General features: G+C 60.9%; 13 protein-coding genes. 2 read left to right on the forward strand and 11 right to left on the reverse strand.

The genetic code is table 11. The annotated features are described in order from the left end of the window. Positions 1 to 27: 27 nt before the first annotated feature. From AB4O45_RS13725 to AB4O45_RS13745, 5 genes are read right to left on the reverse strand one after another with little or no spacing between them, the layout of a single operon-like run. Entirely contained in the window at positions 28 to 663 is a 636-nt protein-coding gene (locus tag AB4O45_RS13725; RefSeq protein WP_460160195.1) for an SCO family protein, read from the reverse strand. Next, a complete protein-coding gene (gene cyoE, locus AB4O45_RS13730) occupies positions 660 to 1,559 on the reverse strand; it encodes a heme o synthase (protein WP_095182288.1) in 900 nt (299 codons plus the stop codon). Before cyoE ends, AB4O45_RS13725 begins: the two co-directional genes overlap by 4 nt. Further along, positions 1,547 to 2,626: a COX15/CtaA family protein gene (locus AB4O45_RS13735; protein ID WP_039757117.1), complete on the reverse strand. Its 1,080-nt coding sequence runs from the start codon at positions 2,624 to 2,626 to the stop codon at positions 1,547 to 1,549. The genes cyoE and AB4O45_RS13735 overlap by 13 nt, the downstream gene beginning before the upstream one ends. 10 nt (positions 2,627 to 2,636) lie before the next feature. After that, positions 2,637 to 3,230, reverse strand: coding sequence for a hypothetical protein (locus AB4O45_RS13740; protein ID WP_056791251.1), 594 nt, complete (start codon positions 3,228 to 3,230; stop codon positions 2,637 to 2,639). Then, positions 3,196 to 3,936, reverse strand: a complete 741-nt coding sequence (locus AB4O45_RS13745; protein WP_460160196.1) for an SURF1 family protein — start codon at positions 3,934 to 3,936, stop codon at positions 3,196 to 3,198. The genes AB4O45_RS13740 and AB4O45_RS13745 overlap by 35 nt, the downstream gene beginning before the upstream one ends. Positions 3,937 to 4,006: 70 nt before the next feature. Here AB4O45_RS13745 and AB4O45_RS13750 point away from each other — a divergent pair, with 70 nt between their 5' ends. Continuing rightward, positions 4,007 to 4,210, forward strand: coding sequence for a twin transmembrane helix small protein (locus AB4O45_RS13750; protein ID WP_016772330.1), 204 nt, complete (start codon positions 4,007 to 4,009; stop codon positions 4,208 to 4,210). Between the two features lie 9 nt (positions 4,211 to 4,219). On the opposite strand, the gene AB4O45_RS13755 is transcribed toward AB4O45_RS13750, so the two are convergent. The 4 genes from AB4O45_RS13755 to coxB form a co-directional block, all read right to left on the reverse strand. Beyond that, on the reverse strand, positions 4,220 to 5,107 hold the full coding sequence (locus AB4O45_RS13755) for a cytochrome c oxidase subunit 3 (RefSeq protein ID WP_095182286.1): 888 nt from the start codon (positions 5,105 to 5,107) through the stop codon (positions 4,220 to 4,222). 25 nt (positions 5,108 to 5,132) lie between these two features. Continuing rightward, positions 5,133 to 5,684, reverse strand: a complete 552-nt coding sequence (locus AB4O45_RS13760) for a cytochrome c oxidase assembly protein (RefSeq protein WP_016772328.1) — start codon at positions 5,682 to 5,684, stop codon at positions 5,133 to 5,135. Positions 5,685 to 5,942: 258 nt separating this feature from the next. Then, the gene (ctaD, locus tag AB4O45_RS13765; protein WP_016772327.1) at positions 5,943 to 7,529 is read right to left on the reverse strand and encodes a cytochrome c oxidase subunit I; all 1,587 of its coding nucleotides are present in this window, start codon (positions 7,527 to 7,529) and stop codon (positions 5,943 to 5,945) included. 82 nt (positions 7,530 to 7,611) lie between these two features. Further along, on the reverse strand, positions 7,612 to 8,739 hold the full coding sequence (gene coxB, locus AB4O45_RS13770) for a cytochrome c oxidase subunit II (protein ID WP_016772326.1): 1,128 nt from the start codon (positions 8,737 to 8,739) through the stop codon (positions 7,612 to 7,614). 370 nt (positions 8,740 to 9,109) lie between these two features. On the opposite strand from coxB, the gene AB4O45_RS13775 reads away from it, so the two are divergent. Beyond that, entirely contained in the window at positions 9,110 to 9,760 is a 651-nt protein-coding gene (locus AB4O45_RS13775; RefSeq protein ID WP_041476468.1) for a hypothetical protein, read from the forward strand. A gap of 136 nt (positions 9,761 to 9,896) precedes the next feature. Here AB4O45_RS13775 and AB4O45_RS13780 read toward each other — a convergent pair whose 3' ends face one another. After that, the gene (locus tag AB4O45_RS13780) at positions 9,897 to 11,423 is read right to left on the reverse strand and encodes a SulP family inorganic anion transporter (protein ID WP_095182284.1); all 1,527 of its coding nucleotides are present in this window, start codon (positions 11,421 to 11,423) and stop codon (positions 9,897 to 9,899) included. 90 nt (positions 11,424 to 11,513) lie between these two features. Next, a complete protein-coding gene (locus tag AB4O45_RS13785) occupies positions 11,514 to 12,242 on the reverse strand; it encodes a carbonic anhydrase (protein WP_016772323.1) in 729 nt (242 codons plus the stop codon). Positions 12,243 to 12,329 lie beyond the last annotated feature (87 nt).

A 12,329-nucleotide genomic window follows, 5' to 3' on the forward strand; every position in this document is an offset into this window, starting at 1 on the left:
GTGAGGGGCTTTTTAGCTTTTGAACTGTCAATTGCGCTCAAGCATCGCCGGCAACTGCGCCACCAGCTTGGCATTGTTCAACGGCGCCCGAATAAACCCACGCTGCGTACCATCCGGCCCGATCACCGCCAGATTGCCGCTATGGTCCACCGTGTAATTCGGCTTACTCGTATCCGCCGGAATAAACGGAATGCTCACCGCATTCGCCACCTTCTGCAGCTCTTCGATAGATGAAGGCGTCAGGCCAATGAACTGCGGATCGAAGTAGCCCAGATACTGCTTCAACTGCTTCGGCGTATCGCGGTTGGGGTCCACGCTGACCAGCACGATCTGCAATTTATCCACAGCCTCTTTCGGCAGTTCACTCTTGATCTGTCGCAGTTGCGCCAGGGTGGTCGGGCAGATGTCCGGGCAGAAGGTGTAGCCGAAGAACAACAGACTCCACTTGCCTTTCAACTCATTGATTGCAACCGGTTTGCCGTCCTGATCGGTCATGGTCACGTCCGGCAGGTTGCGGCTCTGCGGCAGCAGAATGATCCCGGCGTCGATCAGCGCAGTCGGATCGCCCTGGCCTTTGCCGTTCAGCACTTTATTCACGGTAAGCCCGAGGATCAGCGCGATCACGGCGACGAGGATGAAGACGGTTTTCTGGGTTCGGGTCATAGGTTCAACAGTAAGTAGTGGTCTACGAGCAGGGCGATGAACAACAGGAACAAGTAATAAATAGAGTACTTGAAGGTATTGATCGCCGCGTGCGGCCGAGTGCCACGGTACAGCACCACGGCCCATTGCAGAAACCTTGCGCCCAACGCCAGCGCACAGACCAGATACAACATGCCGCTCATGTGAATCACGTACGGCAGCAGACTCACCGCCAGCAGCGCGAAGGTGTAGAGCAGAATGTGTACTTTGGTGTAGTGCTCGCCATGGGTCACCGGCAGCATCGGAATGTCGGCCTTGGCGTATTCCTCCTTGCGATGAATCGCCAGCGCCCAGAAATGCGGCGGGGTCCAGGCGAAGATGATCAGCACCAGCAACAGCGGTTCGGCGCTGACATGACCGGTGGCGGCGGTCCAGCCGAGCAGCGGTGGCGCGGCGCCAGCGAGGCCGCCGATGACGATGTTCTGCGGCGTCGCACGCTTGAGAAAACCGGTGTAGACCACCGCGTAACCGAGCAGCGAGGCGAGGGTCAGCCACGCGGTCAGCTGATTGGTGAAAGTCAGCAGCAGCGCCTGACCGAGCAGCGCCAGCACCAAGGCGAAGGTCAGCGCCGCCGCAGGTGAAACCCGGCCTTCGGCCAAGGGACGTTTGTGCGTGCGCGCCATTACCGCATCGATACGCCGATCGACCACATGATTGACCGCCGCCGCACCGCCGGCACACAAGGCAATGCCCAGATTGCCAAACACCAGCACTGTCCACGGTACGCCCGCGCGGGTGGCGAGGAACATGCCGACCAGCGAGGTGATCAGCATCAGCACCACGACTTTCGGTTTGGTCAGCTCCAGATAATCGCGCCACAGCGCTTGCGCCGCACGCTCGCCGATCAGACTCGCCATGGCGTTTCTCCTTTCAATGCGATGGGCGCAACGGCAGGTTTGTGCGCACTCAAGCGCCAGCGCGCCAGCACCGGTTGGCTCACCCGCAGCAGGCTGGTGCGGGCGTGGTAATTGACCAGTACCAGCGTCAGCAATAACGCCGCACCGCCAGCGTTATGGGCGACGGCCACCGGCAGCGGCAGATGAAACAGCACGTTGCTGATGCCGAGGGTGATCTGCGCCGCAAGGGCGATCAGCAGCAATCCGGCCAATCGGGTCATGCCTACCGCTTTCAACTGCCAGGCCAGACCGAGCAGTACGACCGTCACCAGCAGAGCGCCGATGCGGTGAGTCAGGTGAATCGCCGTGCGTGCATCGCTATCGAGTTGCCCGCCGAGATAATTCGGGCCGATGTGCTGGGTCAGGTGGAAACCGTTGGCGAAGTCCGCCGGCGGCAGCCATTGGCCGTGGCAGGTGGGGAAGTCGATGCAGGCCACCGCTGCGTAGTTGGAACTGACCCAGCCGCCCAAGGCGATCTGGCCGATCACCAGCAGCAGCCCCGCCGTCGCCCAATATTGCAGGCGCTTCGGTACCGTCAGCGCCGGCAGCACGCCGGATAACCTCAGCGTCAACAGAAACAGCAGACTCAACGTGGCAAAGCCGCCGAGCAAGTGCCCGGTGACCACTTGCGGCCAAAGCTTGAGCGTCACCGTCCACATGCCGAACGCCGCTTGGGCGATGACCACCGCCAGCAGAAACAGCGGCAGTTTCACCGGCTGGCCCGGATGGCGCCGGTTGACCCAGGCGCGCCCGGCCAGCACTGAAATCAGCAAACCGAGGGTGCCGGCGAAGTAGCGGTGAATCATCTCGTTCCAGCCCTTGTGCGCCTCCACTGGCGCGTCAGGGAAGTGCAGTTCGGCATGGGCCAGTTGCGCCTCGCTTTTCGGCACGCTGATAAAGCCGTAGCAGCCTGGCCAGTCCGGGCAGCCGAGGCCGGCGTGGGTCAGGCGGGTGTAGGCGCCGAGCAGCACTACAATCAGTGCCAGCAGGGTGGCAAACAGCGCGAGGCGAAATCCAGGTTTGGCCATGACGATGCCCTCATCCGATGTTCGACAGTTTCAGCAGATGCCGCAGGTCGTTAAGCAGATCCTTGCCCTTCACATTCGGCTCGTAACGCAGCACCAGATTGCCGTGCGGGTCGACGATCCACAGCTGCGGCACGGCTTTGTCGCCGGTGGTCCTGGCGAACACGCCGGCATCCAGCGGATAGCGCTGCAGTTGCGGATATTCACGGTCGAGCTTGGCGGCGTAATCGGCGCTCAGTGGTTGCGCGGCGGCGAGGGCGTGGCTGGCGCGGCCGGCTTCGCGGCCGAGGCTGATCTGGATCTGCCGCGCCAGATAAACCAGTTGCTGGCAATCGACGGCGCAATCCTTCGGCGCCGTGACCAGAATCTGCCAGCGCTGCTCGTCGGCCTGCACGCCGAGGTCGGCGCGGGTCTGGCCGTTGCCGATCAGCTCGCCGTGATAGCTGCGTCCTTCCGGCACCCAGAACTGCAATTTGTACATGCCGGTGGCGAGCAGCATCGGCCCGACCACGCCAAGCACGATCAGCAACAACTGAATGCGCCCGCGCCGGCGGCTGGGAACGGGTTTGGCCTCAGACATGCTGGGTGGATTCATGGCGCTTCCCATGGCGTTTCTCCTTTGCGTTGTGCCAGCCCAAATAGAGGTAAAGACCGAGCAGGGCCGTGGCCATGGCGAACCATTGCACGGCGTAGCCGAGGTGTTTTTCCGGCCCCATCGCGACTACCGGCCAATCGGTCTGATAGCTGACCGGGCCGGGTTCGGCGCGTAATTCGTAGGCGAAGCCGTCGCGCTCCAGGGTTTGCCACAATTTGCCCGGCTCGACGGCGGTGATGGTCTGCGGCCAGACACTGCTGACCGGATCGGCGTGCAACTGGAACGTTGCGCCGGGGGCGACATAGACCCAGGCGTCGAGCGTCAGCGCCTCGGCGGGTGTCGTGAATTGCGGCGGCACACGCCGGTCGGGCCAAGGCAACCAGCCGCGATTGACTAGCAGCCAGAGACCGCTGCGGTGATCCTGAAACGGTTGCAGCAATTCAACGCCGACCTTGCCGCCACGCTGGCGGTTGTCGAGCAACAGGGTATGGGCGGGGTCGAACTGGCCGTGCAGGCGCACGCGGCGGTAAGCCGGGTCGGCGTTGCCGAGCAGTTCACTGCTGGCCAGCGGTTCGGCCACGCGACGTTCGGCATAACTGGCCAGCAGCGCGGTTTTCTCCGCGCCCCGGCCCAGTTGCCAGAAGCCCAGCGCAACCATCAGCGGCAGCAACAGCGCCACCACGACAGTGGGAATCACGCCCGGGCTAAAGCGCTTCATGGGCGCGCCATAAAGTCAGTCATCGCGATCGCTATACTCAATTGCATCGCCTGTCCCCCGGAGTCTTGCCATGTTCAAAGCAGCGATCGTCCTGATGCTGATTGCCACGGTCGTCAGCCTGTTCAGCGGCCTGTTTTTCCTGGTCAAGGACGACAGCAGCTCCAATCGCCTGGTCATCGCCTTGAGTGTTCGGGTGGCACTGGCCGTGGTCACCGTCGGCCTGATGGCCTGGGGTTTCTATAGCGGCCAGTTGGTGTCCCATGCGCCCTGGTAGCGCCAGCAGTCAGAGGACGTAAACGAAGAAGAACAAACCGATCCACACCACATCGACGAAGTGCCAGTACCAGCTCGCCGCCTCGAAACCGAACTGGTGCTCGTTGTCGAAGTGGCCTTTCATGATGCGCATCAGCATCACGAACAGGATGATCGTGCCGATGGTCACGTGGGCGCCGTGGAATCCGGTGAGCATGAAGAACGTCGCGCCGTAGATGCCCGAGCCGAGGGTCAACCCCAGCTCTTTATAGGCGTGGATGTATTCCTCGGCCTGGAAACCGAGGAACGCGATGCCCAGCAGTACGGTGATCGCCAGCCACAGTTTCAGTGCACCGCGATGGCCTTTCTTCAGCGCATGGTGGGCGATGGTGATGGTCACGCTGGAGCTGACCAGCAGAATGGTGTTGATCAGCGGCAGGCCCCACGGGCTGATGACTTCTTTTGGCGGCGGGAACAGTTTCGGATCAGGTGTGTGCAGCAGCGGCCAGACAAATTCGAAGTTCGGCCAGAGCATGTGCGCGATGCCTTTCGGCCCCTCACCGCCCAGCGCCGGCCCGGACACATGGCGCACATAGAACAGCGCGCCGAAGAAGGCGACGAAGAACATCACCTCGGAAAAGATGAACCAGCTCATGCCCCAGCGGAACGAGCGGTCCAGCTGCGGGCTGTACAGCCCCGCGCGACTTTCCTTGATCACCGCACCGAACCAGCCGAACAGCATGTACGCCAGCAGCAGGCCGCCGACGAAAAAGATCAGCGGGCCGTGGGAATCCGGGCGTGCGGCCTTGAGATCGTTGAACCAGGTGGCGAGGCCGTACACGGTGACGAACATCCCGAGCGTGGCGATGATCGGCCATTTGCTCTGGGCCGGGACGTAATAATGCTCATGAGTTGCCATTTATTGTTCTCCTTATCGGCCACGCTCAACCGCCAGTGTTAACAGCCACCGGCGGATGTCGGGCGGTGATATCGAACAGCGTGTAGGACAGCGTCAGGTGCTTCACTTCCTTGGGCATGTCGCGGTCAACGATGAAACGCACCGGCATCTCGATCTGTTCACCGGGTTGCAGCACCTGCTGGGTAAAGCAAAAGCATTCGGTCTTGTGGAAAAACGCCGCGGCGTTGCTCGGCGCAATACTCGGCACCGCTTGCGCACTCATCGGTTTGTCGGTGGGATTGCGTGCGATGAAGACCATCTCGTTCACCGCGCCGGGATTGGCGGTCAGCTCGTCGTGTTTCGGGTAAAAGTCCCACGGCATGTCGGCGGTGTTGGTCGAGAGAAACTGCACGCGCACCTGGCGCGACGTGTCGACTACTTGCTCGCCCGCATACTGGCCGCCGGTCTTGCCGTTGATGCCGAAGGCTTTGCACATCACGTCATAGATCGGCACCAGGGCGAAACCGAAGACGAACATCGCCACTACCACCAGCAACAGGCGGGTGACGAGTTTCTTCAGCGAGATCGAGTCAGCCATGGTTCATGCCTCCCTCGTGTTCCCTGGTGGCCGGTGATGCTGTGGTGAGGGGATTTATCCCCGTTGGGCTGCGAAGCGGCCCTGAATCCAGCGCACACGGTCTACCTGATAAATTTCGATTGCAGATTTTGGGGCTGCTGCGCAGCCCAACGGGGATAAATCCCCTCGCCACGGGGGATCTGTGTACATCCACAGAAGATCTGTGAGCATCCACTGGGGATCTGTGCCTCTGCACACATTGCAAAAAACAGGAGGTGTTCATTTCACTTCCGGCGGCGTGGTGAAGGTGTGATACGGCGCCGGCGACGGCACGCTCCACTCCAGCCCTTCGGCGCCGTCCCACGGTTTCGCCGGGGCCGGTGCGCCGCCACGGATGGTCTTGATGACGATGAACAGGAAGAAGATCTGCGTGGCGCCAAACATGAACGCGCCGATCGACGAGACCATGTTGAAGTCGGCGAACTGCAGGTTGTAGTCCGGAATCCGTCGCGGCATCCCCGCAAGGCCGACGAAGTGCATCGGAAAAAAGGTCAGGTTCATGCCCACGAACGACAGCCAGAAATGCAGCTTGCCGAGGGTTTCGTCGTACATGTGCCCGGTCCACTTCGGCAGCCAGTAATAGGCCGAGGCGAAGATGCCGAAGATCGCCCCGGGCACCAGCACGTAGTGGAAGTGCGCGACAACGAAGTAGGTGTCCTGGTACTGGAAGTCCGCCGGGGCGATCGCCAGCATCAGCCCGGAAAAACCACCGATCGAGAACAGGATGACGAACGCCACGGCAAACAGCATCGGCGTCTCGAAGGTCATCGAGCCCTGCCACATGGTGCTGGCCCAGTTGAACACTTTCACACCCGTAGGCACGGCGATCAGCATGGTCGCGTACATGAAGAACAACTCGCCCACCAGCGGGATGCCGACCACGAACATGTGGTGCGCCCAGACGATGAACGACAGGAACGCGATGCTCGCCGTGGCGTAGACCATCGAGGTGTAGCCGAACAGCGGCTTGCGCGCGAAGGTCGGGATGATCTGGCTGACCGCGCCGAACGCCGGCAGGATCATGATGTACACCTCGGGGTGGCCGAAGAACCAGAACACATGCTGGAACAGCACTGGATCACCACCGCCGGCAGCACTGAAGAAACTGGTGCCGAAGTGGATGTCCATGAGCATCATCGTCACGCAGCCAGCGAGCACCGGCATCACTGCGATCAGCAGAAACGCGGTGATCAGCCAGGTCCACACGAACAGCGGCATTTTCATCAGGGTCATGCCGGGTGCGCGCAGGTTGAGGATGGTCGCGACTACGTTGATCGCGCCCATGATCGAACTGATGCCCATCAAGTGGATGGCGAAGATGAAGAACGTCACGCTTTCCGGTGCATAAGTCGTCGACAGCGGCGCGTAGAACGTCCAGCCGAAATTCGGCCCGCCACCGGGGGTGAACAGCGTCGAGACCAGCAGCAGAAACGCTGCCGGCAACAGCCAGAAACTGAAGTTGTTCATCCGTGGCAGGGCCATGTCGGGCGCGCCGACCATCAGCGGAATCATCCAGTTGGCGAGACCGACGAATGCCGGCATCACCGCACCGAACACCATGACCAGACCGTGCATGGTGGTCATCTGGTTGAAGAATTCCGGCTGCACGATCTGCAGGCCGGGCTGGAACAGCTCGGCGCGAATGACCATGGCGAACGAGCCGCCCAGCAGGAACATGCAGAAGGCAAACCACAGGTACAGCGTGCCGATGTCCTTGTGGTTGGTGGTCAGCACCCAGCGCATCAGGCCTTTGGCGGGGCCGTGGGCGTGGTCGGCGTGACCGTGGTCATCGATGACAGCGCTCATGGCCGGTCTCCTTCACGAAAGTGGACGGGGCAGGCCAGGGCGCGCTGCCCCGACCGGTTCACTGAATACGCAATTGACCGGCTCATTTGCTTTCCGCCTGTTTCAGCTCCAGCACTTCTTTTGGCGTGACCATGTCGCCCTTGTTGTTGCCCCAGGCGTTACGTTCGTAAGTCACGACCGCTGCGATATCGACTTCCGACAGCTGTTTGCCGAACGCCGCCATGGCGGTGCCCGGTTTGCCGTGGTAGACGATGCTCAGGTGATCCTTGATCGGCCCGGTGGCGATTTTCGAGCCCTTGAGTGCCGGAAACATCGGCGGCAGGCCCTGGCCTTCGGCCTGGTGACAGGCAACGCAGGTGGTGTGGTAAACCTTGTCGCCGCGCTCCTTGAGCTCGTCGAGGGTCCATTCCTTGCTGGTCAGTTCTTTGAGCTGCGCGGCCTCGGCCTTGCGCTCGGCGAGCCATTTTTCGTAGTCGGCCTGTTCCTTGACCTCGACCACGATCGGCATGAAGCCGTGGTCCTTGCCGCACAATTCGGCGCACTGGCCACGGTAGAGGCCGGGTTTGTCGATGCGCGTCCAGGCTTCGTTGACGAACCCGGGGATCGCGTCGCGCTTGACCGCAAACGCCGGCACCCACCATGAGTGAATGACGTCAGCCGAGGTCACCAGAAAGCGCACCTTGGCGCCGATCGGCAGCACCAGCGGCTTGTCGACTTCGAGCAGGTAGTGCTCGCCCTTGGCTTCTTTATTGTGAATCTGTTCGGCGGGGGTGGCCAGGTTGCTGAAGAACTCAACGTCCTGGCCCAGGTATTTGTAGTGCCACTTCCACTGATAACCGGTGATCTGGATATCGATGTCCGGCTCGCTGGTGTCGTACATCTTGATCAGCGTCGCGGTGGCGGGGACGGCCATGGCCACCAGGATCAGCAGCGGCACGATGGTCCACATGATCTCGACGCCGGTGCTTTCGTGGAATTTGGCCGCGACCTGGCCGGTAGAGCGGCGGTGCACCATCATCGACCAGAACATGGCGCCGAAGACGATGATCCCGATCACCACACAGATCCAGAAAATGGTCATGTGCAGGTCGAATACTGCGTGACTGATTTCAGTCGCTCCAGGCGCCATATTCACAGTCCAGGCCGCGTTGGCCGGGCTGAAAATCGACCACAACAGGAGGCCCATCCAGACATGTGGATGTCGCATCATTGCGGGTTCCCCTTATCGTTCTTGTTATCCCGCCGGCGTATCGCCTGCGGCAAGGGAGCGGCTGCATCAGACTACGAACTTGAATCGCCGGGCCTTGCTGCGGGTGCAGTCGGGCGTCATCAGCTAACTCCATTCATTGGCGAGTATAGACAGCGCCCGGGATTTGCAACCCGGGCACGTAAATGAGCTGAAACACCCGGCGCTTGCGTTCAAGTGCCCGAATGGAGAAGGATGCAGACGAGTGGTGGCGAATGGATATAACGCAGCTGCATCAAGGATGAAATAATTATGACAAATGCGTCTTAGCGTTTTTCGTAAGCCAGCTAAGTTATGTCTTCCCTATTTCATTGCCTTGTTTCCTGGAGTTTTCATGAACACCGCCGCATTGCGCGAGCAGATCCAACAAGCCCAACAGCACGAAAAAGACACCGGCCTGCTGACCCGTCAGCTGGAAAGCAAGCTGCCTCACCTGCACCCGGCGATCCAGTTGCCGGAAGCCGACGCCCAGGGCGTTCTGACACGTTTTGTCGCCGCCTACATCGATGAAGTACCCGATCTGCTGGATGCAGCCAATGAAGTCGCCAGGGAAGCCGGCATCGAATCGCAGATCAAACCGGTGCTGAAAATCGCCGAGCAGTATTTCCTCCAGCCGCCGGCGATCATGGCCGGGCATGTCGGCTTGGACAGCCTGCTCGACGAGGCCTATCTGGCACACCGTTTTGTCGAAGAGGTCAACGACCTGTACATCAAGCATTTCGGCCAGCCACTGATCCCCTTGGACATGACGGTCGCCAACCTGATTGCTCATCAATTGATCGGTGAGGAATTCGCCAACCAACTGGACGAAGCGGTGCATCACGCGATCGACGAGATGCTCAACGAAGAGAGTTTTGCTTTGGAGTCGGTAGAAGCCTACCGCGAAAAACTCAGCAGTCCGGACACTGGCGCGGCGTGGAAACGCTGGCCGTGCATGAGCCGCCGGTTGGGAGTGGGGCTTGAGCTGGATCAGCCTGCTGCGTAACCCTCATACACCATAGATGCAATGTGGGAGCGAGCCTGCTCGCGAATGCGGTCGATCATTCAACATCTCTGTTGGCTGATACACCGCTTTCGCGAGCAGGCTCGCTCCCACAGGGATTGTGCTCAGGCAGGAAGATCTAGCCAGCCGCACCAATCCCGGTATTGGTCCGCACCCGCCCCTCAAGCCTTCGCTTCAACCCACGCGATTCGATCAACAGCTTCGAACCCTTGGCCGCATTCGCCCGGCCCCATTCCTCAAGCAACTCCAGGCACGAATGGTCGATGTAGCTCAGGTTGTTGAGCGGCACATGCACTGTGGTGCCGTGAGGAATGCTGCCCAGCACCTGGGTCAGCGCCGGCACTTTGAGGAACGTCGCTGCACCAACCAGACGCAGTTCCATCTCGCCGTCCTGCGGCAAGTCGATCAGGCTGATCTTCAGGCGCGAAGCCTTGAACGCCAGCTTCAACATGGTCAGACCGAAGCCGATCAGCACACCGGTGAGCAGATCAGTGAAGATGATCGCCAACGCTGTAGCGGCGTAGGTGAACATCGGCATCCGCCCGTACCGGCCCAGACCACGGAAGGCTTTCAGGTCGACCAGCTTGAAGCCGGTATACACCAGCACACCCGCCAGACTCGCCACCGGAATGCTTTGCAGCACGCTCGACAGCAACAGCACGAATGCCAGCAGCCACAGGCCATGGAAAATCGTCGAGTAGCGTGTGGTCGCACCGGCCTGGACGTTGGCCGAACTGCGCACGATCACCCCGGTCATCGGCAGCGCGCCGACCAGACCGCAGAGCATGTTGCCGACACCTTGCGCCGACAGTTCACGGTCGAAGTCCGAACGCACGCCGCTGTGCATGCGGTCCACCGCTGCCGCCGACAACAGGGTTTCGGCACTGGCGATAAACGCCACGGCGAACGCGGCAATCAGCAGTGTCGGGTCGGCCAGATTCATCAGGTCGGCCGGCTTGAGCCAATCGATCGCTTCGGCCAGGTTCGCCGGTACCTCAACGCGCTTGACCTGCAACGCCAGCATCAGGCTCGCCACCGTCGCCAGACCCACACCGAGCAATGCGCCGGGAATGAAGCGCAGCGAATGCGGACGGAATTTTTCCCACAGCCACATCACCGCAATCGTCGACAAGCCGAGCAGACCCGCCTGCCAGCCCAACGATGGCAAGGCCTGCGCCACGGCCGCCGGGAACGCCGTGAGGTTGTCCAGCCCGGAAGGCTGCGGCTTGGCATCGAGCATCACATGGATTTGCGAGAGCACAATCAACACGCCAATGCCCGCGAGCATGCCGTAGACCACCGCTGGCGCCGTGACCCGAAACCAGCAGCCAAGCTTCAGCCGCCCGGCGACCAGTTGCAGAAAACCGGCGAGCAGCAGGATCGGTCCGAGCATCTCGACGCCATGCTGGCGCACCAGCTCGAAAACCAGCACTGCCAGACCCGCCGCCGGACCGCTGACCTGCAACGGCGACCCCGCCAGCCAACCGACCACCAGACCGCCGATAATGCCGGTGATCAGACCTTTTGCCGGCGGCAGCCCTGACGCAATCGCGATGCCCATGCACAGCGGCAGGGCGACCAGAAACACAACCACGGAAGCGAGCAGCTCCCGTGGCAACACAGCTTTCAATTGAGCCGCACGCATGGCGATTCTCCCGAAGTTTTCTTCAGGCGTGGCGAGGCCGGACCGCTGAATCAGCGGCCGGCGTCATACCACACAGATTGTTGGGAAGATTTAGAAGCGCGCTTTGGGCGTCGCCACAGGAATCGGATGGCTGCCGTCGAGAGGCAGGAAACGACCCTGGTCCGCGTCGTAAGCTTTGATTTCGCTGGTTTCGATGTTGTAGACCCAGCCATGGATGAACAGATGACCGTTCGCCATGCGCGAGGCTACCGAAGGATGGGTACGCAAGTGCTGCAGTTGGGCGATGACGTTTTCCTCGGTGAGGATCGGCATGCTGTCTTTTTCGTCGGTGCAGTTGCAGTTGTCGTGCACCATGGTTTTCGCGACTTCAGCGTGGCGCAGCCAGGCTTTGACCGTCGGCATTTTTTCCAGGCTGTCGGGGTTGAGTACCGCGCGCATGGCGCCGCAATCGGAGTGGCCGCAAATGATGATGTGCTGCACGCCCAGCGCCAGTACCGCGTATTCGATCGCGGTGGAGACGCCGCCGTTCATCTGACCGTAGGGCGGCACCACGTTGCCGACGTTACGGGTAACGAACAGATCGCCCGGCGAGCTCTGGGTGATCAGCTCGGGAACGATGCGCGAGTCGGCGCAAGTGATGAACATCGCCTTGGGCGCCTGAGCGGTGGCGAGCTTCTTGAACAATTCTTCCTGCTGCGGAAAAACGTCATGGTGAAAGCGTAAAAAGCCATCAACGATCTGTCGCAGTGCTGCATCGGCGGATTGTGCTTCAGGGCTTTGCGCCGAGGCAGCCAACGACTGTTTATCCTTGTCACTCATGATTCATCCTCTTGTGCGGATTCAGGGAGTCTTCCCCGGTATTCCGGTATGAAGCCAGTGGCTGTTTAAACCATCCGGGTCATCCCG

The organism is Pseudomonas sp. S2_B10, assembly GCF_054668425.1.